The 25126-nt window shown below is 64.9% G+C and carries 25 protein-coding genes; 8 read left to right on the top strand and 17 right to left on the bottom strand.

Annotated features, from left to right (window positions below; genetic code table 11):
- Positions 1 to 4: 4 nt before the first annotated feature.
- From P8192_RS10365 to P8192_RS10380, 4 genes are all read right to left on the bottom strand, one after another.
- A complete protein-coding gene (locus tag P8192_RS10365; RefSeq protein WP_278156838.1) occupies positions 5 to 760 on the bottom strand; it encodes an iron ABC transporter ATP-binding protein in 756 nt (251 codons plus the stop codon).
- Positions 757 to 1839: an iron chelate uptake ABC transporter family permease subunit gene (locus P8192_RS10370; RefSeq protein WP_270104744.1), complete on the bottom strand. Its 1083-nt coding sequence runs from the start codon at positions 1837 to 1839 to the stop codon at positions 757 to 759. The genes P8192_RS10365 and P8192_RS10370 overlap by 4 nt, the downstream gene beginning before the upstream one ends.
- Positions 1832 to 2878 (bottom strand): ABC transporter permease, encoded by a 1047-nt coding sequence (locus P8192_RS10375; RefSeq protein ID WP_278156841.1) that lies wholly within the window; start codon positions 2876 to 2878, stop codon positions 1832 to 1834. The genes P8192_RS10370 and P8192_RS10375 overlap by 8 nt, the downstream gene beginning before the upstream one ends.
- Before the next feature lie 109 nt (positions 2879 to 2987).
- Positions 2988 to 4013 (bottom strand): siderophore ABC transporter substrate-binding protein, encoded by a 1026-nt coding sequence (locus P8192_RS10380; RefSeq protein ID WP_347403407.1) that lies wholly within the window; start codon positions 4011 to 4013, stop codon positions 2988 to 2990.
- A 326-nt stretch (positions 4014 to 4339) separates the two neighbouring features.
- On the opposite strand from P8192_RS10380, the gene P8192_RS10385 reads away from it, so the two are divergent.
- Positions 4340 to 5521, top strand: a complete 1182-nt coding sequence (locus P8192_RS10385) for a glutamate--cysteine ligase (protein WP_278156843.1) — start codon at positions 4340 to 4342, stop codon at positions 5519 to 5521.
- A gap of 15 nt (positions 5522 to 5536) precedes the next feature.
- Here P8192_RS10385 and tsaD read toward each other — a convergent pair whose 3' ends face one another.
- The 10 genes from tsaD to rarD are packed head-to-tail and all read right to left on the bottom strand — an operon-like array spanning position 5537 to position 16745.
- Complete coding sequence (gene tsaD / locus P8192_RS10390) at positions 5537 to 6655, bottom strand: tRNA (adenosine(37)-N6)-threonylcarbamoyltransferase complex transferase subunit TsaD (protein WP_278156845.1); 1119 nt, start codon at positions 6653 to 6655, stop codon at positions 5537 to 5539.
- A gap of 10 nt (positions 6656 to 6665) precedes the next feature.
- Complete coding sequence (locus P8192_RS10395; RefSeq protein ID WP_278156847.1) at positions 6666 to 7238, bottom strand: GNAT family N-acetyltransferase; 573 nt, start codon at positions 7236 to 7238, stop codon at positions 6666 to 6668.
- Between the two features lie 13 nt (positions 7239 to 7251).
- Positions 7252 to 7962 carry a tRNA (adenosine(37)-N6)-threonylcarbamoyltransferase complex dimerization subunit type 1 TsaB gene (gene tsaB / locus P8192_RS10400; RefSeq protein WP_278156849.1) on the bottom strand — a complete coding sequence of 237 codons (711 nt, stop codon included), beginning with the start codon at positions 7960 to 7962 and terminating at the stop codon, positions 7252 to 7254.
- A 5-nt stretch (positions 7963 to 7967) separates the two neighbouring features.
- Positions 7968 to 8534, bottom strand: a complete 567-nt coding sequence (tsaE, locus tag P8192_RS10405; RefSeq protein ID WP_278156851.1) for a tRNA (adenosine(37)-N6)-threonylcarbamoyltransferase complex ATPase subunit type 1 TsaE — start codon at positions 8532 to 8534, stop codon at positions 7968 to 7970.
- On the bottom strand, positions 8531 to 9733 hold the full coding sequence (gene alr / locus P8192_RS10410; RefSeq protein WP_278156853.1) for an alanine racemase: 1203 nt from the start codon (positions 9731 to 9733) through the stop codon (positions 8531 to 8533). Before alr ends, tsaE begins: the two co-directional genes overlap by 4 nt.
- Before the next feature lie 7 nt (positions 9734 to 9740).
- Positions 9741 to 11324, bottom strand: a complete 1584-nt coding sequence (locus tag P8192_RS10415) for an NAD(P)H-hydrate epimerase (protein WP_278156855.1) — start codon at positions 11322 to 11324, stop codon at positions 9741 to 9743.
- A gap of 2 nt (positions 11325 to 11326) precedes the next feature.
- Positions 11327 to 11677, bottom strand: a complete 351-nt coding sequence (locus P8192_RS10420) for a holo-ACP synthase (protein WP_270104734.1) — start codon at positions 11675 to 11677, stop codon at positions 11327 to 11329.
- 10 nt (positions 11678 to 11687) lie between these two features.
- Positions 11688 to 13865, bottom strand: a complete 2178-nt coding sequence (glgX, locus tag P8192_RS10425; protein ID WP_278156857.1) for a glycogen debranching protein GlgX — start codon at positions 13863 to 13865, stop codon at positions 11688 to 11690.
- Positions 13862 to 15733 (bottom strand): glutamine--fructose-6-phosphate transaminase (isomerizing), encoded by a 1872-nt coding sequence (gene glmS, locus P8192_RS10430; protein ID WP_270104732.1) that lies wholly within the window; start codon positions 15731 to 15733, stop codon positions 13862 to 13864. The genes glgX and glmS overlap by 4 nt, the downstream gene beginning before the upstream one ends.
- A 52-nt stretch (positions 15734 to 15785) precedes the next feature.
- Positions 15786 to 16745, bottom strand: a complete 960-nt coding sequence (rarD, locus tag P8192_RS10435; protein WP_278156860.1) for an EamA family transporter RarD — start codon at positions 16743 to 16745, stop codon at positions 15786 to 15788.
- A gap of 83 nt (positions 16746 to 16828) precedes the next feature.
- Between rarD and coaA the strand changes: the two genes are divergently transcribed.
- From coaA to mscL, 3 genes are all read left to right on the top strand, one after another.
- Positions 16829 to 17824, top strand: a complete 996-nt coding sequence (gene coaA, locus P8192_RS10440; RefSeq protein ID WP_278159799.1) for a type I pantothenate kinase — start codon at positions 16829 to 16831, stop codon at positions 17822 to 17824.
- A 7-nt stretch (positions 17825 to 17831) separates the two neighbouring features.
- Positions 17832 to 18656, top strand: coding sequence for a M15 family metallopeptidase (locus P8192_RS10445; protein ID WP_278156861.1), 825 nt, complete (start codon positions 17832 to 17834; stop codon positions 18654 to 18656).
- Positions 18657 to 18809: 153 nt separating this feature from the next.
- Entirely contained in the window at positions 18810 to 19238 is a 429-nt protein-coding gene (gene mscL, locus P8192_RS10450) for a large conductance mechanosensitive channel protein MscL (RefSeq protein ID WP_278156863.1), read from the top strand.
- A 95-nt stretch (positions 19239 to 19333) separates the two neighbouring features.
- Here the strand turns inward: mscL and P8192_RS10455 are convergent, their stop codons facing one another.
- Positions 19334 to 19543 carry a hypothetical protein gene (locus tag P8192_RS10455; RefSeq protein WP_278156865.1) on the bottom strand — a complete coding sequence of 70 codons (210 nt, stop codon included), beginning with the start codon at positions 19541 to 19543 and terminating at the stop codon, positions 19334 to 19336.
- A 7-nt stretch (positions 19544 to 19550) separates the two neighbouring features.
- The gene (gene glmM / locus P8192_RS10460) at positions 19551 to 20894 is read right to left on the bottom strand and encodes a phosphoglucosamine mutase (RefSeq protein ID WP_278156867.1); all 1344 of its coding nucleotides are present in this window, start codon (positions 20892 to 20894) and stop codon (positions 19551 to 19553) included.
- A gap of 181 nt (positions 20895 to 21075) precedes the next feature.
- Between glmM and P8192_RS10465 the strand changes: the two genes are divergently transcribed.
- The 4 genes from P8192_RS10465 to P8192_RS10480 all read left to right on the top strand — a co-directional run bounded on the left by P8192_RS10465 (position 21076) and on the right by P8192_RS10480 (position 24537).
- Positions 21076 to 22536: an ABC transporter substrate-binding protein/permease gene (locus P8192_RS10465; RefSeq protein ID WP_270104725.1), complete on the top strand. Its 1461-nt coding sequence runs from the start codon at positions 21076 to 21078 to the stop codon at positions 22534 to 22536.
- A 29-nt stretch (positions 22537 to 22565) separates the two neighbouring features.
- Positions 22566 to 23318: an amino acid ABC transporter ATP-binding protein gene (locus P8192_RS10470; protein WP_270107533.1), complete on the top strand. Its 753-nt coding sequence runs from the start codon at positions 22566 to 22568 to the stop codon at positions 23316 to 23318.
- A gap of 133 nt (positions 23319 to 23451) precedes the next feature.
- Positions 23452 to 23598: a hypothetical protein gene (locus P8192_RS10475; RefSeq protein WP_278156870.1), complete on the top strand. Its 147-nt coding sequence runs from the start codon at positions 23452 to 23454 to the stop codon at positions 23596 to 23598.
- A 24-nt stretch (positions 23599 to 23622) separates the two neighbouring features.
- Positions 23623 to 24537, top strand: coding sequence for a hypothetical protein (locus P8192_RS10480; protein ID WP_278156871.1), 915 nt, complete (start codon positions 23623 to 23625; stop codon positions 24535 to 24537).
- A 71-nt stretch (positions 24538 to 24608) separates the two neighbouring features.
- Here P8192_RS10480 and rpsI read toward each other — a convergent pair whose 3' ends face one another.
- Positions 24609 to 25106: a 30S ribosomal protein S9 gene (rpsI, locus tag P8192_RS10485; protein ID WP_270104716.1), complete on the bottom strand. Its 498-nt coding sequence runs from the start codon at positions 25104 to 25106 to the stop codon at positions 24609 to 24611.
- Positions 25107 to 25126 lie beyond the last annotated feature (20 nt).

Consider the following 25126-nt stretch of genomic DNA (forward strand, 5'->3'; position numbering starts at 1 on the left):
CGTCCTAGAAGTAGACCGCCAGCGGGAGACCGGCGTCGTCGCGCACCGAGACGTCAGTCTCGAAGATGCCGCTGAGCACATCGTCGCGCATGATCTCGTCGGGTGTGCCGAAATGCACCGCCTGACCGTTCTTCATCGCCAGGATGCGGTCCGCATATCGACCTGCGAAGTTGATGTCGTGCAGCACCACGACCACGGTGCGCCCCAACTCATCGGCGGCGCGACGCAACTGCTTCATCATGCGCACGGAGTGCTTCATGTCGAGGTTGTTCAGGGGCTCGTCGAGCAGGATGTAGTCGGTGTCCTGAGCCAGCACCATGGCGACGTAGGCCCGCTGGCGCTGCCCACCAGAGAGCTGGTCGAGGAAACGATCCTGCAGATCAGTGAGCTCCAGGAACCCCAAGGCAAGATCGATCTGATGCTCACATTCCGGCGTCAGGCGGCCCTTGGAGTACGGGTAACGGCCGAAGCCCACCAGCTGGCGCACAGTGAGGCGGGTGACGAAGTGGTTCTCCTGACGCAGGATCGCCAGCGTCTTAGCCACGTCCTTGCTGCGAGCCTTGGTGACATCGAGACCGGCCACCTGGATACTGCCGGTGTCGACCTCCTGGAGGCGGCCGATCATCGTGAGGATCGTGGATTTTCCGGCACCGTTGGGTCCCACCAGCGCGGTGATTCCGCCCGCCGGAATCTCGACGTCGACGGGTCCAATCGTGACGGAGTCGCTGTAGCGCCGCGAGACATTCTCGAGAGTGATCACAGTCGTCCCTTTCTCATCACCACGATCAAGAAGACCAGACCACCGATGAGTTCGATGATGATGGTGACCGCTCCCTGAGCGTAGAAGAAGTTGCGAAGAATGAAGTAAGCCCCGGCCAAGATGACGTATCCCAGCAGGAACGCCATGGGCAGGATGAGCCGGTGGTCGTAGGAGTCCGTGAATGTATACGCCAGGGTGGCGATGAGGAAGCCGAGGAAGGTCATCGGACCCACCAGCGAGGTCGTCACAGACATGAGGATTGAAACGAGCAGGAGGGTGATCATCACTTCGCGACGGTGGTTCAGCCCCAGGTTGTTGGCGGTGTCGCGGCCCAGGGCGATGACGTTCATTTTCCGTGCCCGCAGCCACAGGATGACACAGCACACCACGACCATCGGGATGGCGTAGGGCAAGTATTCGCTGGAGGCGTTGGAGATATTGCCAAACATCCGGGCCGAGAGCACGTCGAACTCGTTGGGGTCGAGCATGCGTTGCATGAAAGTAGACATCGATCCCAGACCGCCGCCGATCACCACGCCGACGAGCAACATAATGTGGATATTGCTGAACCGGCCCGAAAGTAGCCAACCATACAGTGCGGCGGCAAAGCCGATCATCAGCAGAATCTGTCCGAGGTAGGCTCCCACGCCCAGCACCATGGTGACCCCGCCTGCACCGAAGAAGAAGATGACCGCGGTATTCACGGCCAGGTACAGGGACTCAAAACCCATGATCGACGGGGTGATGATCCGGTTGGAGGTGGCTGTCTGGAAGGACACGGTGGCGAAGGACTGACACGCGATCACGATGATCATCACGATGAGGTTGGTGGCCCGCATCTCGGCAATCTTCCAGAAGCCCGGCGTACCGAAGTCCATCGGATTGTCGTAAGCGAGGAAACCGAAGGTAATCGCCACTGCGGCAATGCTCAGGCCGGTCATGATCAGAATGTACCGGCGGCGGTGCCTGGCATCCATGAAGGCGCCGGTCCGTCGGGCCGATGTGGAGGTCGCCTCGCCAGCGCCGCGCAAGGAGTCCAGTTCGAAGGTGGACTCCGCAGGCTTCAGAACATCAGACATGACGGCGCCTCCTGACGAGCAGGATCACGAAGACGGTGGCGCCCAGCACCCCCAGGATCAATGAAACCGGAATCTCGAAGGGCATGATGATGGTGCGACCGATGATGTCGCAGACGGTGACGATGCAGATGCCCACCAGACAGACCCAGGGCAGATTGGAGCGTAGGTTGTCGCCGCGGAACAGCGAGACGATGTTGGGCACGATGAGCCCGAGGAAGGGCAGAGCGCCAATCACCACGGTCACGACGCCGGAGACGATGGCGACCATGGACACGCCGGTGAAGATGACCGCATTGTAGTTCAGCCCGACGTTGGTGGCGACCTCCTTGCCGAGCCCGGCCACGGTGAACCGGTCGGCGATGATGAACACGAGCACGGTGACGATCGCGACGATCCACAACAGTTCGTACCGGCCGCGCACCACCCCCGTGAAGGAGCCGGCGAACCAGATGCCCAGCTGCTGGAGCATGTCGGTCTGGAGCGCCAGGAAGGTGGAGACGGATCCGATCACCGCACCAAGCATGATGCCAATCAGCGGGACGATCAGTGAGGATTTCAGGGTCACCCGGCGCAAGAAGAGGAAGAAGACCACGGTGCCGATGAAGGCGAAGATGATGGCGCCGACCATCCGCACGAAAATTGAAGGGTTCGGCAGCAGGATCATCGTGAGCAATAGTCCCAGCCCGGCCCACTCGGTGGTGCCCGTGGTCGAGGGCTCCACGAACCGGTTCTGCGTCATCAGCTGCATCACCAGCCCGCACATGGCCATGGCCGCACCGGCCAAGACCAGGGCGATGGTGCGGGGAACGCGGGTGATGAAGAACATCTCCTGACCATCTTCGTGGCCAGCAATATCAAAAACGCCGATGTGCAACGAGAGGTACACGAGCCCGCCGGTGATCACCACACCGATCAGTAGGGGCCACGCCTGCGACCACAGGGACTTTCGCTCTGCCAGCTCACTCGGCGGATCCTTCTCCGCCCCTAGCGGGACGGAAGCGCGCTCGACTGCGGCCTCGTCGTCAATGGTCGCACTCATCTCATGCCCCTCATGGTGTGTCTCCCCCGGCACGCAATCACCGACCGGAAGCAGTTTCCCGCTTCCGGCCGGTGGACCAACCGCGTGGGTTATTAGCTCAGCTCAGCGATCAGCTGGCCGTCTCGAAGGCGTCCGCCAGATCATTGAACAGCTCGGTGTAGTGCTGGATATCCTCAGCGGTGTAGAAGTCCGGGTTCAGGTAGACGATATTGCCTTCCTGGATGGCCGGAACGTTCTGCAGGGCCTCAGACTCTTCGAGCAGTTCCTCAGCGGAGTTGGCCTGGGCGTCACCGGTGCCGGCGTCGCGGTCCAGCACGATCAGCCATTCGGGGTTGGCGTCAGCGATAGCTTCCACGGAGATATCATCGCCCTGGTGGTTGGTCGAGCCATCCTGCTCCAGCGCCGGGGTCAGGTCCAGTACGTCAAACACGGGGCCAACAGCGCGGCCGGTGCTCGGTGCGGAGTAGTTGATGTCACCGCCGGAAGTGATCAGACCGGCCACGGTCCACTCCTCGTTGTAGGCAGCCTGAGCGCGCTCGATGGATTCATCGAAGTCGGCGATGAGCTGCTCGGCGGAGTCCTGCTGACCGAAGACCTCGCCCAACAGCGTGGTGAGTTCGCGCAGCTGCTCGTCGAGCGGGTTGGCCTCGATGTCGATGTTGGTGTCCACGAAGGCCGCATCCGGTGCCAGTTCCTGGAGATCTTCGGCGTACTGGGTGAAGCGCTGACCGTTGAGGATCAGGTCGGGCTCCACCGCCACGACACCTTCCATGTCGGGCTCGCGGTGGTTGCCGAGGTTCACGATGTCGGAGTTCTCGTGGTAAGCAGCCAGTTGGTCGTTCTCGGGCATCAGGTCCACGGGAGCTGCGGTCAGCTCGACACCCCAGTCGGCCAGGGTGCCGAAGATGCGGTTGTCGGTGGCAACGATCGACTGCGGGTCGGCAGGAAGCTCGACGGTGTTCCCGGACATATCGGTCACGTCGCTGGCGGCTTCGCCACCTTCGGCGGCTGCGGACTCGGCGGTGGTCGCTTCGGCGTCACCGGCGCCATCGCCGGAAGCGTCGCCGCCGCAGGCGGTCAGGCCGAGTGCGGCGGCGGTGACGAATGCCATCACTCCGAGCCGAGTGCGACTCATCTTCTTCATCATGTATCTCCCAAGAGTGTTCGGTATGAACGTCAGATTTCTTCAGTGTTCGCGCGGTCTAAAGCCAGCTATGACGACCAGCCCGTGTTAGCCAAGGTAAACCTAACACGAAATAGTCTAGAGGTGAACCGCCTATTAATCGAGGCTGATCTCAGCATTACACGCACCTCGGACTACGGAATCTCCCCGCGACCACAGTCACAATGTGTTCAACACCACACACTTGGGGTCCCGAAGATGACGTGTGCTTGCCCGGTGTGTGAGGCCAGTAGGATGACCTGAAGAATCCGAGAGCACCCCGCACCCCAGGAGCGACCATGTCCCTGACCTTCGCCTCATCGCCCGCCTCCACGCTGGGCCTGGAATGGGAGCTGGCGCTCGTGGATCCCGACACCGGTGAACTGCAGCCGGTGGCGGAGCAGGTGATCGCCGCACTGAATTCAACCCCGGAGGCCGACCGCATCGTCGTCGGGCATGTCACCGGCGAATATCTGATGAACACGGTGGAGTTGGTGACCGGGGTGTGTTCCACCGTCAGCGAGGGACTGGACCAGCTGGCGTCGACGGCGCAGCGAGTGATTCCGGTGGCGCAGCGCCACGGGGCACATCTCTACAGCCAGGGTTCTCACCCGTTCGCCGAGGCCCTGTACGAGCCGGTCTCTTCGGCTGACCGCTACGGGAAAATGCTGGACCGCACCCAGTGGTGGGGCCGGCAGATGGTGATCTACGGGGTGCACGTGCACGTCGGGGTGGCGCAGCGGGACCGGGCGATGGCCGCGGTCAACCAGTTGGTCAATTACTCTCCGCACCTGCTGGCGCTCTCGGCGTCGAGCCCATTTTGGGAGGGCGCGGATACCGGATACCAGTCGCAGCGCACCCTGATGTTCCAGCAGTTGCCGACCTCGGGGCTGCCGTTCCAGTTCGAGCAGTGGTCCGGGTTTGAGCAGTGCGTGGCGGATCTGACACATACGGGCGTGATCGACGACGTCTCGGAGTGCCGCTGGGACCTGCGCGCGGTTCCGCGGTTGGGCACGGTGGAGATGCGGGTGTGCGACGGGATGTCCACGCTGGAGGAGATCGGGGCGGTGGCCGCGCTGACCCAATGCCTGGTGCATGACGCCACCGAGAACGGCGCGCCGGTGGAGATCATGGCGCCCTGGTACGTGCAGGAGAACAAGTGGCGGGCCGCCCGGTATGGGCTCGACGCCATCATCATTGTCAACGGTGACGGTGACGAGCTCTTAGTGACCGAGCATCTGGACGCCGAGATCGAGCGACTGACCCCGGTGGCCGAGCAGCTGGGCTGCGTCGAGGAGCTGGGGTGGGTGCGCCGGATCATCGAGCAGGGCGGCACGGCTGCGCATCAGCGCCAGGTGGCGGCGCGCGCCGGTGGTGTTCCGGTGTCTGGTGGCCAGGTTGCGGCGGATCCGGCGTTGGTCGAGGTGGTACGGGACGCCTCGCGCCGCACCCACACCTCCGTGCTGGAGTGGAACAACTAGCCCCGCAGCCTCGGTTCAGACGCTGACGAGGGTGACCGGCTGCGAGGGATCCGCGGAGAACGACGGGTCCGAGGGGGCCACCCCGGCGGCGACGAGTTGGGCGCCCAGGGCCGCGACCATCGCACCGTTATCGGTGCACAGCGACGGCGGCGGCACCGTGAGGGTGATCCCGGCCGAGGCGCAGCGGGCCCCGAGTAGTTCGCGCAGCCGGGAATTCGCGGCCACTCCTCCGCCCAACAACAGGTGGGTGATGCCGTGTTCCTGGCAGGCGCGCACCGCTTTGGCGGTGATGACATCGGCCACCGCCTCTTGGAACGAGGCGGCCACGTCGGCCACCGGCACGTCCGCCCCGCGAGAGGTGAACTGTTCGGTGGCGCGGGCCACGGCGGTTTTCAACCCGGAGAATGACCAGTCATGTCGGCGCGGGCCGGGTTCTTCCGCGGTGCCCACGAATTTCGGGGCGCTGAGCCCGCGAGGGAACCGGAACGCCTTCGGGTCGCCTTCCCGGGCGAGGCGGTCGATGACGGGGCCGCCCGGATAACCGGCGCCGATCAGCCGGGCCACCTTGTCGTAGGCTTCTCCAGCAGCATCGTCGATGGTGGATCCCAGCAGTTCGACGTCGTGGGTCAGCGAGCGCACTTTAAGGATCTCGGTGTGACCGCCGGACACCAGCAGCGCGCCGAGGGTGCCGGCGCGCTCGGCTTCGGCGGGACTCTGCTTGCCCTCTTTGGGCCCGGCTGCGGTGAGGGCTTCATCCAGGAACCCGACCCCGACATGGGCGACCAGATGGTTGATGCCATACAGCGGTTTCCCGGCAGCGGAGGCGAGCGCCTTGGCTCCGGACACCCCGACCATCAGGGCGCCCGCCAGCCCGGGCCCAGCGGTGACCGCGAGCGCGTCGACGTCGTCGAGACTCAGCCCGGCCTCATCCAGGGCGGCGCGCACGGTGGGGATGAATTCGGTGACGTGGGCGCGGGCCGCGATTTCCGGAATCACCCCGCCGAAGGCCACGTGTTGTTCCATGGACGAGGCCACCTGATGGGCGAGCAACCGGGTGCCGGCCACCACGCCGACCCCGGTCTCGTCGCAGGAGGTCTCGATTCCGAGTACCACGGGGGTGTGTCTCTGGTTCATCGTTGTCCTCTCAGTCCCACCGGCATGGTCCGGTATGCAGGTGACGGCGCATGATCTTCGCGTCTATGCCCTGCGGATAGTAGCCGCTGCGGGTGTGAATATGATCGAATCCGTGGCGAGCGTAGAGGCGTTGGGCCCGGTGGTTGTCGGCACGCACCTCCAGCAGCAGGTCTTCGGCACCGCGCCGCCCGGCCTCCGCCACCATCCAGCGCAGCAGGGCCGAGCCGAGTCCGAGCCCCTCGTAGTCCGGGTGCACCCCGATGGTTTGCACATCGGCCAGCGGGGGCACACTCATCAGTCCGGCGTAGCCGACGATGCTCCACTGCTGATCGTGCGCAGGATTGTTGGTTTCGGTCGGAGCGCGGCGTTCCAGCACCCGGTAGTCGCGGGTGCCGCCCTGCTCCGCCGGTCCGGCCTGCTCCAGCTCCTCGAGAAAAAACTGCTCCGGCCAGGCGTCTTCCGGGAACAGGGTGCGTTCCAGAACCAGCAGGGTGTCGACGTCGTCGGCGTGCAGACGGCGCAGCCGGAAGCCCTCGGGGAGCTCGGGGCTGTCAGCGGTGTGGGTGTCGGGGAGATCAGTCATGTCCGGCGCCGATTCAGCCGTCCCGCCGGGCCAGGTGTGTGGGGATGGTGGCGTCGGATTCGCGCAGGTACTGCGGTTCGGGTGCTACCAGTCCGCGGCCGCGGCGTAGGCCCAGCTCGGCCACCAGGCCGAGGTCGCCGGCGTGCGGAACGGTGTGGTCGAACCCCTCGACAACGTGCAGCTGTTCGGGGTAGAGCCCGGCGCCCGCCCCGTACACGGGTAGCTCGGTGACGTCGCCCGGCGCGGTGACGAAGGGCCCGTGCAGGCGTTGGAACTGCCCGCCCACGGTGGAGTAGTGCGCCCAGTACACTTCACGACGGCGGGCGTCGGTCGCCACGATGAATTCTTCGGCCCCGCGCCGCCAGGCATCCTCGGCCGCGCGGTAAGCCAGGGCGTCAAGACTCATGACGCCGAGCACCGGGGTGTCCCAGACGAAGCCCAGGCTCTGTGCGGTGACGATGCCGGCGCGCAACCCGGTGAAGGGTCCGGGGCCGACGCCGACCGCGAGGTGGGTGAGCCGCTGATCGGGGCCCGATGCTACGCCGGCCTCGGCAAGTACCCGGTTCACCAAGGGGGTGAGCACTTCGGCGTGGTGGTGAGTGGATTCGGTCTCAGCGGCAGCGAGCACGGTGCCCTGGTGGATCAGGGCAGCGGAGGCGGTGGCGGAGGAATCCACGGCAAGGATCAGGGGGTCTCGGTCCCCGGGTGTTGCGGTGCTAGGCATGGGGATCAGTCTACGAGGTTGAGCCCGGTGAAGCGGGAGCCGAACGTTCGCAGCACGCCGGTGCGCGGTTCTTCGACGTCGTCTTCGAAATCCGTGACCCATTCCCCTTCGACGGTGGGGCCCGTGGGTTCAGCGCTGCCGGGGGCGCGATGCAGCTCGAGGTCGAGCCAGCCGGCGTCTCCGGCCAGGTGCTCGGCGAGGTCGCGGCCCCATTCGATCACCGTGACGGAGTCGGCCAGCGTGGACTCCAGGTCGAGGCTGGTCAGAGCGTCGGCGGACTCCAGCCGGTAGGCGTCCACGTGGACCAGGTCCGGACGGGGTGCGCCATCCGAATCGACGCTGGCGTTGCGGTGGTGCCGGGCGATAACGAAGGTGGGTGAGGTGATGGGATCGGTAATACCGAGTGCGGCCCCCAGCGACTGGGTGAACGTGGTTTTGCCGGCGCCGAGCTCACCGGTGAGGATCAGCACGTCGCCGCCGCGCAGCTGGCCCGCCAGGGTACGTGCGAAACGGGCGGTGGCGTCCAGATCGACCAGCTCGACCCGATGTTCGCCGGTGAGTTCCGCCGTCATTTCTTCTCCTCCGCGCCGCGGCGGGCGGCCTCGCGGTTCACATGAATCCGGGGCACCCGCGCCCCGACGCGGGTGACGATCTCGTAATTGATGGTGCCGGCGGCATCCGCCCATTCGCTGGCCAGAATCCCGGAGCGCGGGCCGAAGAGCTCGACGGGCGCGCCGACCTGGATCTCCTGCTCTTCGGTGTGCAGGTCCACCATGAACTGGTCCATGGCGATCCGCCCGGACACCCGATAGGTACGACCGTCGATCCACACGGGAGCCTCATCGGCGGTGCGCGGCACACCGTCGGCATAACCCAACGGCACCAGCCCGAGCCGGGTGGCGGCACCGGTGCGGTAACGGTACCCGTAGGAGACCCCCTGGTTGGCGGGCACGAGCTTGTTGGCAGCCAGCGTGGTGGTCAACGACATCACCGGGCGCAGGTTGAAGGTCTCGGGGCCCTCCCCGGCGAAGGGGCTCAGCCCGTACATGCCCACCCCGAAGCGCACCATGTCCAGATGGGTGTCGGGCCGGGCCAGCGTAGCCGGAGTGTTGGCCAGGTGCCGCAGATCCGGGTCCAGGCCGTGCGAGCGGGCCAAAGCGACGGCGTCGTGGAAACGATTCAGCGCGGCATCAACTTCGTGTTCACGCTCGGGCTCATCGGCTACCGCCAGATGCGAAAAAACTCCGACGACGCGGATCAGTCCGGGGCGCTGCAGTTCGGCGGCGCGGGCGCACAGGGCGTCCCATTCCTCCGGCGGGCAGCCGTTACGACCCAGCCCGGTGTCGATCTTCAGGTGCACCCGAGCCGGACGCTCCAGGCGCCGCGCAGCCTCGGCAATGGCGTCGAGTTCCCATCCAGAGACACCCAGATCAATACCCTCTTCGACGGCACGGCCGAATGGGGTGCCGGAGGTGTGCAGCCAAGCCAGGGTGGGAGTGGTCAGCCCGGCCTCGCGCAGCTGCAACGCTTCGGACACGTGGGCCACGCCCAGCCAGGTCGCGCCGGCGGCCACCGCCGTGCGGGCACATTCGATCATCCCGTGCCCGTAGGCATCCGCTTTGACCACCGCCATCACCTGTGCGGGCTGCGCCCAGGAGCGCACCGTGTTCACGTTGTGGGCCAGGGCGGCGTGATCGATGACGGCGGCACGCTCGGCCGGGCCGTGGGATGCGGACGTCGGGGACGACGAGGAGGAAGTTTCAGCACTCATATCGCAGTCATTCTCCCACTTCTGCCAGCACCTCACGCACCGCCGGTGCCAGCGCAGAGGCACCGAAGGGTCCGTATTGTTGTGCGCGTCGCCCGGCCAGGGCGTGCAATCGCACCGCCGCGGCGATCTTATCCAGCGTGTCCAGCGTCCCGCTCCCGGTCTTCGGCAGGGTCCGACCCAGGGCGGAGCCAACCAGCCCGGCGAGGGTATCTCCCGAGCCCGCGGTGGCCAGCTCCGGGCCCCCGGTGGTATCAAGGCGGGCTTGACCGTCGGGTGCGGCGATCACCGTGGTCGGGCCTTTCAACAGCACGTGGGCACCCACATGTGCCGCCATTCGCCGGGCGCGCCACAGTTCGACAGCGTCAACGCGGCCGTGGCTGTCATCGGCACCGGGTTCGGTGAGCAGCCGTTCTTCGAGGCGGCCCAGTTCCCCAGCGTGCGGAGTGAGCACCACGGCTCCCCCGGCACGCCGAATTTCGGCAAACCGCGCGACGTCGTCGTTGTTGATGAGCTCCAGCGCCGAGGCATCCAACACCACCGGGGTGCCGCGTTGTCCCGCCAGGTCCAGCACCTGCCGATATCGGGCGTGCACGTTCTCACCGGTGCCCCAGCCGGGGCCGAGCACCCAGGCATCGGCGCGTCCATCCGCCTCGTGCCCGGCGATCACCTCCGGGTGCGCTGCCACCACACCGGCAGACACCGTGTCAGAGTCGTCATCGCCATCATCGCCAGTCACGCCGACCCAGCGCACCATGCCGACCCCGGTGGCCACTGCGGCGGCGACCGTCAGCACCGCGGCCCCCGGATATTGGGGCGAACCGGCACTGATGGCGATCACCCCGCGGGAGTATTTGTGTGCGTCCCACACCGGCGGCGCAAACACCGCTCCCACCGGAGCTGAGGTATCTTTCTCGAAGACACCTACCATCTGGTCGGTAGGGGTTTCTCCAAGAAGGGGTTCCAGTCCCACGTCGATCAGCTCCACCCGCCCGGCAACGCGAGGCCCCTCACCGAGCAGCAGTCCGGTCTTGAGCCCACCGAAGGTCACCGTCAGATCGGCGGGCAATACTACCCCGGGAATCTCGCCGGTGCTCGCGTTCAGCCCCGACGGCACATCACAGGCGACCACCACGGCATGTTCGGGCACGGTCACCCCAGCGTCCCGTAGCATTGTCGGCACATCGGCCGAGCCCCGAAACCCGGTGCCAAAAATCGCGTCCACCACGACGGCGGTGTCCTCGGGGACGTGAGTCGCCATGCTCCCGCCTGCTTGCAACAGGGCGTCCCGGCCCTCGGCGTGGAGATCTGCGGCAGTGATAGCGGCCCCGTGGTCCGCGCCCACGGGGATCGCCACGGCATGGACACCGCGGCGTCGCAGGAAGGCCAGGGCCCACAGTGCGTCCCCGCCGTTATTCCCCTTGCCCACGAGCGCAGCAACCGTAGCCCCAGACACCCGGGAATGACGGGCACGTAGCAGGCGCAGAATCTGCTGAGCGAGCCCGTAGGCCGCACGGCGCATAAGCGGCTCACCCGCAGCGAGCAAGGGCTGTTCGGCAGCCCGGATCTGCTCCGCAGTGTACGCCCAGCGCACGGTCAGTCTTCGCCGACCACCATGGCGGTGGCCCAGTCGCCGTCGTGACTGAGCGAGAGGTGCCAGCGGCGTACGCCCTTGGCGGCGGCAATATCGGCCACGGTGCCGGTGAGCACCACATGGGGTGCCCCGGCGGCGTCCACAGTGATCTGGCAGTGCTGCCAGTTCATGCCCGCCGGCGCCGAGAGAGCCTTGGCCACCGCTTCCTTGGCGGCGAAACGGGCGGCGAGAGATCGGATGTTGAGCTCGCGTTCGGCGGGCGTGAAGAGCCGCTCACGCAAGGCCGGAGCCTTCGTCAGCTGGTTTTCGAAACGCGAAACCTGCACCAGGTCGATCCCAATACCGATAATCATGGGCTCTATCCTATCCGCTCTTCTCGGACACGGGGATGGGCTGTGACGACCGCATGACCACCGCACCGCGACCGGGCACGGTCACCGTCTGGCCCGCGGTGAAGGTCTGCTGGTCCAACGCGGACGCGGTATCGACGACGACCTCCCACTGGTCCGGGAACGGGGTGCCGGGCAGGGTGTAGTCCACGGTCTCCCAGTAGGCGTTGAACAGGATGTAGAACCCGTACTCCGGGGTTTCGGCACCGTGGCGGCCTGACGCCGGCAGGTGCTGGGAGTTCAAGAAGAACGCGATCGACAGCGCATGGTAGGAATCCCAGTCGGATTCGTCCTTCGCCGTCGCATCCGGTTCCAGCCAAACAATATCGGGCAACCGGTCGGTGTCCTCCCGCGCGGCCGGGCGGCCGTCAAAGAAGCGGCGACGCCGAAACACCGGGTGCTCATGACGCAGGCTGATCAGCGCGGCGGTAAAGTCCACCAGCTCCTCATCCACGCTGGACCAGTCGATCCAGGAGAGTTCGTTGTCCTGGCAGTACACGTTGTTGTTGCCGCGCTGGCTGCGCCCGAGCTCATCGCCGTGGGAGAGCAGGGGCACCCCCTGGCTGAGCAGCAGAGTGGTCAAGAAATTCCGCTGTTGCGCAGCCCGCAGCCGCAGGATCTCCGGGTCTTCGCTGGGCCCCTCTTCCCCGCAGTTCCAGGAGCGGTTGTGGGTTTCGCCGTCGTTATTGTCTTCCCCATTGGCACTGTTGTGCTTCTCGTTGTAGGACACCAGGTCGCGCAGGGTGAAGCCGTCGTGGACGGTGACGAAGTTGACCGAAGCGCGCGGGGTGCGATTGTCGTCCTGGTAGAGATCGGCCGATCCGGTGATGCGGGTGGCGAACTCGGCCAGCGTGCCGGGCTCCCCGCGCCAGAAATCACGCACAGAATCACGATACTTACCGTTCCATTCGCTCCACAGCCCCGGGAAATTCCCTACCTGGTAGCCGCCCGGACCCACATCCCAGGGCTCGGCGATCAGCTTGACGGTGCGCAACACGGGATCTTGGCGCACGACGTCGAAGAATGAGGAGTACATATCGGGCCCGGCGCCGCCCTCGGAGCGGGTGAGCGTGGTGGCCAAGTCGAACCGGAAACCGTCCACGTGCATCACCTGCACCCAGTACCGCAGCGAGTCCATCACCAGTTGCAGCACCATCGGATGCGAGAGATCCAGCGAGTTCCCGGTGCCGGTGTAGTCCATGTAGTGGGCTTCGTCATCGGGCACTAGGTGGTAGTAGTTCAGGTTGTCCAGGCCGCGGAAGCTCAGGGTGGGACCCAAGTGGTTACCCTCGGCGGTGTGGTTGTAGACGACGTCGAGAATCACCTCGAAACCGGCGGCATGCAGGTCCGCGACCATCTGCTTGAACTCGGTGACCTGCTCGCCGGCATCCCCGCCGGAAGCGTAGGTATTTTGCGGAGCGAAATAGCCCAGCGTGTTGTACCCCCAGTAGTTCGACAGCCCCTTCTCCTGCAGATGGGAGTCGTTGGTGAACTGGTGCACCGGCATCAGCTCAATGGCAGTGACTCCGAGACGCCGGAAGTGCTCGATCATCACCGGGTGCGCCAGCCCGGCGTACGTGCCGCGCTGGGTTTCCGGAATCTCCGGGTGTAACGCGGTCATGCCCTTCACGTGGGCCTCGTAAATCACCGTTTCGGTGAACGGAGTGCGCGGGCGCCGGTCTTCGGCCTCGCCCCAGTCAAAATCATCATCGACGACGACGCAGACCATGCCGGCTGCCAGCGAGTCCTCGTCGTTGCGTTCGGCCGGGGAGCCGAAGGTGTAGGCGAACATGGGCTGGCCCCAGGCGATCTCCCCGGACAGTGCCTTGGCGTAGGGGTCCAACAGCATCTGGGCGGCATTGAACCGCAGCCCCGCCGCTGGTTCCCAGGGACCGTGCACCCGGTACCCGTATCGGGCTCCGGCGCCCACCCCGGCCACATGAACGTGCCAGGTGCTGCCGGAGTGCTCGGTGAGTGGGATTCGAGTCTCCCGGAATCCTGCTGGTTCGGCTTCGTCGGGCTCGAGCAGGCACAGCTCAACCAGCTCGGCATGTTCGCCGACAGCCAGGGCAAAGTTGGTGCCCTGGCTATCGGGAGTGGCGCCCAGTGGGTAGGGCAGCCCGGCGCTGAGCACCAACGGCTCGACGCTCACTCGACCGTGACAGACTTCGCCAGGTTGCGCGGCTGATCGACGTCGTATCCCTTGGCCGAGGCCAGTTCCAGGGCGAAGATCTGCAGCGGCACGGTGGTCAGCAGCGGCATCAGCATCGGCAGCGTCTCTGGAACGTAGAAGACCTGCTCGGCGTAGTCACGTACCGCTTCATCGCCAGCCTCGGCCACCACCACGGTCTTGGCGCCGCGGGCGCGCACCTCCTGGATGTTGGAGACGACCTTAGCGTGCAGCGAGTGGCGGTCCATCGGTGAGGGCACGACGACGAACACCGGCTGGCCCTCGTCGATCAGCGCAATCGGACCGTGCTTGAGCTCGCCGGCGGCGAAGCCCTCGGCGTGAATGTACGCCAGCTCCTTCAGTTTCAGCGCCCCCTCGAGGGCCACCGGGTAGCCGATGTTGCGGCCCAGGAACAGCACCGAGGTGGTGTCCTTCATGTTGCGGGCCAGTTCCTTGACGTCGTCGGACGTCTCCAGCACCTGCTGAATCTTCGCGGGGATCTCGCTCAGCGCGCCCAGGATGTCGCGGATCTGCTGGGTGAACAGCTTGCGCTGCAGCTGAGCCAGGTAGAGGCCCAGCAGGTAGGCGGCGGTGATCTGCGCCAGGAACGCTTTCGTCGAAGCCACCGCGATCTCCGGGCCGGCGTGCGTGTACAGCACGGCGTCGGATTCGCGCGGAATGGTGGATCCATTGGTGTTGCAGATGGCGATGGTGCGCGCGCCCTGCTCGCGGGCGTAACGCACCGCCATCAGGGTATCCATGGTCTCGCCGGACTGAGAGATGGACACCACCAGGGTGTTCGGGTCGATGATCGGGTCGCGGTAGCGGAACTCGTGGGAGAGCTCGACTTCCACCGGAATCCGGCACCAGTGCTCGATGGCGTACTTGGCCACGGTGCCCGCATACGCAGACGTTCCAGCCGCGAGCACGATGATCTTGTTCACTCCGCGCAGTTCGTCCTCAGAGATACGCAGTTCGTCCAGCACCAGGCGGCCGGCGGCGTCGGTGCGACCCAGCAAGGTGTCGGCCACGGCGGAGGGCTGCTCGTTGATTTCCTTCTCCATGAAGGTGTCGTAGCCGCCCTTCTCGGCAGCGGAAGCATCCCAGTCCACGGTGTAAGGCTTGCCTTGGGCAGGGTTGCCGTAGAAATCGGTGATCTCCACGCCGTCGGCGGTGATGGTCACCACCTGGTCCTGTTCCAGCTCGATGGCGTTCTTCGTGTAGTCGATGAACGCAGCGACGTCGGAGCCCAGGAAGTTCTCGTTCTCGCCCAGGCCGACCACCAGCGGGGAGTTGCGACGCGAGGCCACCACGCGGTTCGGGTCATCGGCGTGCACCGCGAGCAAGGTGAAGGCACCCTCGAGGCGCTGGCTAGTCAGTTGCATGGCGCGGGTCAGGTCACCCTCTGCCTCGCCCCGGTAGATCTTGCCGAGCAGCGCGGCGGCTACTTCGGTGTCGGTCTCCGAACGGAAGGTCACGCCGTCGGCGGCGAGCTCCTGCTTGAGCACCGCGAAGTTCTCGATGATGCCGTTGTGGATCACCGACAGCTGGTCATGGTCGGCCAGGTGCGGGTGGGCGTTCTGATCGGTGGGTCCGCCGTGGGTGGCCCAGCGGGTGTGGCCAATCCCGATCGTCGAGGCGCCCAGCGGGTTCGCGTCCAGCTCCTCGCTCAGGTTGACGAGTTTGCCTGCCTTCTTGCGCGACTCCACGCCGTCTTCGGCCACCACGGCGACACCTGCGGAGTCATAACCGCGGTATTCCAGGCGGCGCAGGCCCGCCATCAGGACGTCGATCGCCGAGTGATCACGATCGAGGGCAGGATTTCCAACGTATCCAACGATTCCACACATGCTCACCAGGATAGCGTTACTTGAGACCGCTCGTGTTCAGGTACGGTACGCGTCACGAGGATGACGACGGAGGTATCGGGTTTCGGCGTCGTACCCGCAGGACATCGGCCAGCAGCAAGAGCACCGCCACCCAGACCAATCCGAAGCCCCACCAGCGCCCCGCGCTCATCTGCTCTCCGAGAACAACGTAGCCCACCACGAATTGCAGGATCGGGGCGATGTATTGGAACATGCCCACACTGGAGAGCCGCAGCCGGGAAGACGCCCCGGCGAAGAGCATCAGCGGGGTCACCGTCGCCACACCAGTGGCCAACAGTGCGACCAACTGCCAGGTGCTGATCTCCCCTACCAGTCCGGCACCCAGCGCGCCGGCCCCCGGGATCAACCCGCCCACGCACAGCCACGCGACGGCGGGCAGGGTCAGCCAGGTGGTCTCCACGGTCATGCCGGTGAGCGGATCCACCGAGGAACCCAGCCGGTTCTTCACCAAACCGTAGAGCGCAAACGATCCCGCTAGCGCCAGGGAGATCCAGGGCAGGGCACCGTAGTCCCAGGTCAGCACGGCCACCGCCACCACGGATACTCCCACGGCCACCCACTGCAATGGTCGCAGCTTCTCCCGCAGCACCAGCACGCCAAGCACAATCGTGGCCAGTGGGTTGATGAAGTACCCCAGCGAGGCCTCCAGCACGTGCCCGGTCGTCGAGGCCACGATGTAGAGGTACCAGTTCACTGCGATCAAGAACCCGGCCAGCGCCAGCATGCTGTGCTCGCGCCGCCGTCGTGCCACCGCGGCCAAGCGCTTCCAGCCACGGGTTACAGCCAGCATCAGCACACACATCACCAGGGCACACACGATGCGCCAGGCCAGCACATCGACGGCGTGGAACGCGGTGAACACCGCGAACAGTAAGGGCAGTACGCCCCACATCCCGTAGGCGCCGATGGCGCACAGCACGCCGTCGCGGGTGCGGCGACTCGCGGCCGAATGCTCAGCTGAAGGTGTGGTCACGGCTTTACCCTACGCGTCGTTCACCCGCCGTCCTCATAAAACACACAGCACGTTCATCGACATGGATAATGGCAGGTGTGACTATTCACACCCACGACAGCAGCGACACCTCTGCCCTCTCGACCCACACGTCAGAGTCTGAGCAGAATTACTCGCCCTTCACCGAACTGGATCGCCCCACCTGGGCGCGCCTGGCCCACGAGCTGGAGCAACCCTTCGATCTCGACGATATCGACCGGCTCCGCGGCATCGGCGAACATCTCTCGCTCACCGAAGTGGAAGAGGTCTACCTCCCACTGTCCCGGCTCCTCTCCATACATGTGGCCGCATCTCGGCAATTGCGCCGGGCCTCCAATGAGTTCCTCCGCGAGTACACCGACCCCACCCCCTATGTGATCGGTGTGGCCGGCTCGGTGGCGGTCGGGAAGTCGACGACGGCGCGCGTGTTGCAGGAAATGCTGCGCCGCTGGCCGAACACACCGCGGGTCGAGCTGGTCACCACCGATGGTTTCCTCTACCCGAACGCCGAGCTGGAACGGCGCGGACTGATGGACCGCAAGGGCTTCCCGGAAGCCTACGACCGGCGTCGGCTGCTGCGCTTCGTGGCCGATGTGAAATCGGGCACCCCCGAGGTCCGCGCCCCCGTATACTCACACCTGACCTATGACATCGTCCCGGATGAGGAAGTGGTGGTACGCCGCCCCGACGTGCTCATCGTCGAAGGGCTCAACGTGCTCGCACCCCCGCGAGTACGCGCCGATGGCACCGCCGGACTCTCCGTCTCCGATTTCTTCGACTACTCGATCTACGTCGACGCGAAGACCTCGATGGTCAAGGACTGGTACATCAGCCGGTTTATGGGGCTGCGCTCCGGCGCCTTCGCCGACCCGCAGTCGTACTTCCACCGCTATTCCAAGCTCTCGGATGCCGAGGCGGTGGAGACAGCCTCGGATATTTGGGACCGCATCAACGGACCGAACCTGGCACAGAACGTGCTGCCCACGCGCGGACGCGCCAAACTGGTGTTGACCAAGAATCAGGAACACGCGGTGACCCGCGTGCTGATGAGGAAGGTCTGAGACCGAGATGACCCGCTGCTCCGCCGCGCTCACCCTGCTGATGCTCACCGCACTACTCGCCACCGGTTGCACCTCCGAGAACCCGGCAACCGAGGAGGAGACCGTGCGCTCCGCGATCCCCTCGAGCTCCCCCAGCACGGACACCTCAGCGACTCCCCCGACCACGTCGACGCCTGCGACCGCATCCCCGTCGAGCCCCGCCACCTCGGCAGCGAGTACCCCCGAGCCAGCGGCCAGCGGTGCGTCCGGCCAGCAGGATCCATCCTCACTGACCGTCGTCGTGAATAAGCAGAATCCACTCAACCCGCCGCAGTGGGCGCCGACGGATCTGACCGGCCTGAGCGTGTCCACCACCAAATCCGGCCTGCAGCTGCGCCAGCCCGCCGCGGACGCCGCCGCCGCGCTCTTCGCGGCCGCCCAGGCCGATGGCGTGTCGCTGAGCGTGGTGAGCGCTTACCGCTCCTACGACTATCAGGTGGGCACCTATCAGCACTGGGTCAACCAACAGGGCGCTGCCGCGGCCGACCGTATTTCCGCGCGCCCCGGATATTCCGAGCACCAGACCGGGCTGGCCATGGATGTGGTGGGCTCCGACGGCGCCTGCACGCTGGAGAGCTGTTTCGAGTCGACGCCGGCGGGGCGCTGGGTGGCCGAGCATGCCGCGGAGCACGGCTGGGTGATCCGGTATCCGGACGGCGCGGAATCGGTTACCGGCTACAGCTACGAGCCCTGGCACCTGCGCTATCTGGGCACCGAGGCCGCGCAAGAGATCATGGACGCTGGCGGTGTGCTCGAGACCGCCTGGGGTTTGCCAGCCGCACCGGGCTACTGATTCCAATACCGCACTGACTTCGCGGGATACCCGCATCTGGGTTACTCATCAGTTCTGGCAAGAGCTGAGCAAACCGATAAACATTAGCAGGCACCGGCGTGGCGTCGACAAATGTGTCTTCGGTTGACAGATTTCGTCCCGTACACTGTTGCCATGCTTAAAGGCTTCAAAGAGTTCATCATGAAGGGCAACGTCATTGATTTGGCGGTTGCGGTCATCATCGGCGCTGCGTTCTCGCAGGTCGTGAACGCGCTCGTGGATGCGGTGCTGATGCCGTTCATCTCCGGTCTGGTCGGGTCCCAGGACTACGACAACTTCTTCGTCGTCTACCTCAACGGCAACGCAATCCAGTTCGGCGTGCTGCTCACCCAGGTGATCAACTTCCTGCTGGTCGCCGCTGCCGTCTACTTCATCATCGTCATGCCCATGAACAAGATGATCGAGATGCGCAACAAGCGTCTGGGCATCGAGCCCGAGGAAGAGGTCGACGAGAACATCGCTCTGCTGACCGAAATCCGCGACGCGCTGGTCTCCCCTGCCGCTCAGAACCGCACCAACGGTGGCGGAGCGCATCAGGCCTGACTTCACGGAAGGCGCCTCGGCGTCACCGTCACATCACACCACTGAACAGCGAAGGCGGTTCCCCTCGAGGGAACCGCCTTCGTCGTTAAGGTCATCTAGCGCGGGGACCAGCAGGGCATCCAGTTGTTGTCGGGGTTCTCGCAGGTGGGCGCCCCCGCAAGCCACCAGGCTAAGCCTGTCAACACGGTGGCGGCGATGACGATGCTGACGAACACCAGCCAGCGCCGATGCCGCAGGTCCTCGCGGAGCGTCTCGACGTCGTCATCGACTAGATCCGCATTCTCGGGCCCAGGTTCGCCGGACATCAGCGGGTCACAGTGCGAGTTCGCGGGCGACGAGCTCGGCCAGTTCCTGGGCCTCTTGTTCGGCCGACTCCCGATCAGCCGCTTCGACCATCACCCGGACCACCGGTTCGGTGCCCGAGGGGCGCAGCAGCACTCGACCAGTCTCGCCCAAACGGGCCTCGACAGCCGCAACCGCCGCTTGCACAGCAGGATCGCTGGCGGCGCGATTCTTGTCCACGCCCTTCACATTGACGAGCACCTGGGGCAGTCGTTCCATCACGTTGGCCAGATCGGACAGGCTACGTCCGGTGGCGGCCACACGAGCGGCCAAGTGCAGGCCCGTCAGGACACCGTCACCGGTCGTGCCATAGTCCGAGAAGATCACGTGACCGGACTGTTCGCCGCCCAGGGAGTAATCCCCGTACTTCATGCCGGCTAGCACGTAGCGGTCACCCACTTTGGTTTCCACCACGTTGACGCCTTCGCGCTGCATGGCCAGCTTCAACCCGAGGTTGCTCATCACGGTCACCACGAGCGTGTCATCACGCAGGGCGCCGGATTCCTTCAGGGCCACGGCCATGATGCCCATGATCTGGTCGCCGTCGATCACGTTGCCTTCGGCATCCACGGCCAGGCATCGGTCGGCGTCGCCATCGTGGGCGATGCCCAGATCCGCGCCATTGGCGACGACAGCGGCCTGTAGCTTGTTTAGGTGGGTGGAGCCGTAGCCATCGTTGATGTTCAGCCCGTTCGGGTCAGCACCAATGACCATCACATCGGCACCGGCGGTCGCGAAGGCTTCCGGTGAGCAGCCAGCTGCGGCACCGTGGGCGCAGTCCAGCACCACCTTCACGCCATCGAGGCGGTTCGGCAGCGAGCGCAGCAGGTGCAGCACGTAGCGATCTTCGGCATCGGCGAAACGCTGGATACGCCCCACTTCTGCGCCGGTAGGACGGTGTGGCGGCAGTTCCATCTGCCGCTGGATGGCGTCTTCCTGCTCATCAGTCAGCTTCTCGCCACCGCGTGCCAGAAACTTGATCCCGTTGTCGGGTGCCGGGTTATGCGAGGCGGAGATCATCACACCGAAATCGGCGTCAATGTCCCCCACCAGGAACGCGGCAGCCGGAGTGGGCAGCACGCCCGCGTCGAAGACGTCGACGCCGGAAGCGGCGAGGCCGGCACGTACGGCGGAGTTGATGAACTCACCGGAAACACGCGGGTCACGGGCCACCACCGCAACAGGGCGGCGGCCATCGGACACCTCGTGGCCGAGCACCACAGCGGCAGCCTGGGCCAGCTGCAGTGACAGCTCCGGGGTCAGGGTCTCGTTCGCTTTTCCGCGAACTCCATCGGTACCAAACAATCTAGACATCAATCCTGATTCTAGAGCCAAACGCTTGATCTCTGAAACTCTTCGGCCTCGGCGTGCTGTCGTGGACCTTCAGCAGAAAAAACACCGAGCTGAATTCTGGCTGAACAACACCTTAGGAGAATCGACGCGGATCAACTATCGTCAGACGCGTACATCTGTGACTCACACCTCAGGAGACAATATGAGACGGAACCGGCCCCGCGGGCTGGTGGTCACCGCCGTGTTGATGCTGATGGCCCTGCTCGGATTCGGCATCCCCGCAGCTCAGGCCGCCGGCGAAGACACCGGCGGCTCTACCGGCGAAACCTACATCATCGGCACGGACACAACCTTCGCCCCCTTCGAATTCCGCGACGCCTCCGGCGAACTCGTCGGCATCGATATGGACCTGATGCGCGCCATTGCCGAGGATCAGGGCTTCCAGGTCGAGTTCCAGTCTCTGGGCTTCAACGCCGCCCTGCAGGCACTGACCGCCAACCAGGTCGACGGCGTCATCGCCGGCATGAGCATCACCGAAGAGCGCCAGGAGATCTACGACTTCTCCGACCCCTATTTCACCGGCGAGATCACCCTGGCCCGCGACGAGGGCAACGAGGAGATCAACGGCTGGGACGACCTCGAAGGCAAGACCATCGCGGTGAAGACCGGCTCGCTCTCCGAGGAAGTCGCCAAGGAGAAGCAAGAAGAGATCGACTTCAACATCACCTCCCTGGACCAGACCACCACCATGGTTCAGACCGTGAAGACCGGCAATGCCGATGCGCTGATGGATGACCTGCCGATCATTGCCTATGGCATCCAGCAGGGTTCCGGACTCGAGATGATCGATGAGCCCGAGCCGGCTGGCGAATACGGCTTTGCCGTCAACAAGGATCAGAACGCCGACCTGTTGGAAATGTTCAACGCTGGTCTGCAGAATGTGCAGGAATCCGGCCAATACGACGAGATCCTCGATACCTACATCGGCAACGAAGACTCCGGACCGGATACCTCCACGTTCTTCGGACTGGCGGCTTCGATCTTTCCGGCGCTGATGTCCGGCCTGGGCAACACCTTGCTGGTCACCGCCATCTCCTTCGCGCTGGCCATGGTCATCGGCCTGGGGTTCGGTTTCCTGAAGGTCTCGCGCAACATCTTCCTGCGCGGCATCGCCACCACGTTCATCGCCGTCTTCCGCGGCACCCCGATCCTGGTGTGGGCGTTCTTCTTCTACTTCGGTTTGCCGCTGCTGTTGGGCACCACCGTGAACATCTGGGTCGCCGGTGTGCTCACCCTGTCACTCAACGGCGCCGCCTACATCGCAGAAATCGTCCGCGGCGGCATCCAGTCGGTTGATCCCGGGCAGATGGAAGCCTCCCGCTCCCTGGCCATGTCCTACGGGCAGTCCATGGTGAAGGTCGTGCTGCCGCAGGCGTTCAAGATGATGACCCCGTCGCTGATCAACCAGCTCGTGATCATGATCAAGGATTCCTCGCTGCTGCTGGCCATTGGCTTCGGCGAGCTCCTTTACCAGGCTCAGCAGATCTACGCGGCCAACTTCCGCGTCACCGAGGTGCTGCTCATCGTCGGTGTGATCTACTTCGTCACGATTTACCTGCTGACCTTGCTGGCCAACTACGTCGATAAGAAGGTGAACAAGTGAGCACCCCCGTGAACGATCACACCGGCACTCTGCCGCTCGTCCTCGACGACGAATCCAACATCATCCGCATCGAGGACCTCCACAAGTCCTTTGGCTCCAATGAGGTGCTGAAGGGCATCAACGCTCAGGTGAAGACCGGAGAGGTGGTCTGCGTGATCGGGCCGTCGGGTTCCGGTAAGTCCACCGTGCTGCGTTGCCTCAACCGCCTCGAGGAGGCAACATCGGGCAACGTCTGGATCGGCGGACACAACCTCTCCGACCCGAAGGTGAACATCAATGAGGTGCGCAAGCATGTCGGCATGGTGTTCCAGCATTTCAACCTGTTCCCAAATATGACGGTCGCCGAGAACATCATGCTCGCCCCGATGCAGGTCAAGAAGAAGTCCCGCTCGGAGGCCCGTGAAGCCGCACTGAAGCTGCTCGACCGCGTAGGGCTGTCCGACAAGGCTGATGCGCGTCCCTCTTCGCTCTCGGGTGGTCAGAAGCAGCGCGTGGCGATCGCCCGCGCGCTGGCGATGAACCCCGAGGTGATGCTCTTCGACGAAGCCACCTCCGCGCTGGACCCGGAGATGGTCGGCGAAGTACTCCAGGTCATCCGCGACCTGGCTAAGGAAGGCATGACCATGATTCTGGTGACCCACGAAATGGGCTTCGCCCGCGAGGTTGCCGACCGCGTGGTGTTCATGGCCGACGGCGTGGTGACCGAGTCGGGAAATCCGAAAGACCTGTTCGAGAATCCCCAGACCGACCGACTGAAGGATTTCCTCTCCAAGGTGCTCTGAGTCTGTGTCCGCACCACGGCGCCCCGTACCGCGTGCACGCGGTACGGGGCGCCGTGCGTTGGCGCTAGTCTTCCTTGACGGTAACCGACGTCATGAAATGACAGCGTTTCGAAAACTGATACGGGGAGGATGCATGACACCAGACGACGCCGAAACCCGCCAACCCATCATCGAGTGCCTGTGCGTGCACGGTATCGGCGTGCGCGGCACCGAGCCCAGGTCCAGCTCGCCGACCACGATGTCGTCGTGCGTTTCCATGACCTGGCCTGGCATCACCTGATCGATTCCCCCCTCCCTGCGCGACGTGTTCTGGTGGGCGCTGCGGGTGGCGCCGCTGATGCCGGTGATCGTGGCAGCGGCCTGGTATCAGGACCGCACCGTCGAGGACCGCATCCGGTCACGCGGCTGGCCGCGGATCGATCAGGTCATGTCGACCTGTTTGGTACTGGTGGCCGCACTGGTGGCCCTGCTGGCGCTGATTCCGGCCGGTCTCTTTGCCGGATTATTCGCGGTGCCCCTGCCGCGGGTACGCGAACGACTGCGGCGCATTCTGGTGGCGGTGTTGGGCGATGCCTGGCTGTACCGGTCGAATCGATTCGAGGACACCGTGGTTCCTCACCTGGTCGATCGAGCACAGAAGGTCTCTGCACAGGGAGGCGCACTTTGCATGGTGGGCCGCTCCCAAGGGCGCGAGATTGCGCGGCGCATGAGTCTGTTGCACGCCCCCGAGGTGTTCGGTGTGATCGATGCAGCCCTGACTGCTATGGTCGTCCCGACTGTGACGTTCTCCCCGACGGCGCACGCCTCCGCGCTCATTCCGATAGTGTTCTTCATCCTATTGGCCGCGTTGATCAGCCCCACCGTCCGGTGGCGGGCTGATCTCGGCCAACGCGCGCAGTGTCTGAATGTGCAGGCGAAGTCGGTCTTCGACCCGATCAGTTATGACTCCAGCAATTCCCGGGATGTCTTGCGCTTCCCACCGCCCCGCGATCGGGCGGCAAATCTCGTGGAGCACACCCAATACTTCTCCACGATGCATACCGGGCTATTCTTGGCCGAGGCCCTGTTCGGCTCAGGGGCGGTGCCGGGAGCGCGATGTTGGTGTGCCGCCCGGTCTTCGTGGTGGTTGCGGTTACTGGGCTCCGTCGCAACAACACTTTTGGTCGGCGCACCCTGGTGGGTGGGCGCTTTTCGGCTTAATCTCATCGTCGTACTCTGACCCCGCACGCATGAAAGCCCGTGCTGCTCCAAGAGGAGCGACACGGGCTTTCGTGACGGATGATCCGAGGATCAGCGCTTCGAGTACTGAGGAGCCTTACGAGCCTTCTTGAGGCCGGCCTTCTTGCGCTCGATGATGCGGGCGTCACGAGTCAGGAAGCCAGCCTTCTTCAGGGCCGGACGGTTGTTCTCGCGGTCGATCTCGTTCAGGGCACGGGAGATGCCGAGGCGCAGAGCGCCAGCCTGACCGGAGGGGCCGCCACCCTGGATGCGGGCGATGACGTCGTAGGCGCCTTCGAGGCCGAGCAGGGTGAACGGGTCGTTGACTTCCTGCTGGTGCAGCTTGTTCGGGAAGTACACGGCCAGCTCGCGGCCGTTGACGGTCCACTGGCCGGTGCCGGGCACTAGGCGCACGCGGGCGACAGCCTGCTTGCGACGACCCACAGCGGAACCGCCGACGGTCAGTGCCGGGCGCTCGGTCGGAGCAGCGCCTTCAGGGGTTGAGGTGGACTCGGAGGTGTAGCTCGTCAGCTCCACTTCCTCGGTGACCTCGTTCTCGTTGAGAGTCATGGTTCTCCTTGAAAGTTCTT

The sequence above is a fragment of the Citricoccus muralis genome (assembly GCF_029637705.1).
Taxonomy (GTDB): Bacteria; Actinomycetota; Actinomycetes; order Actinomycetales; family Micrococcaceae; genus CmP2.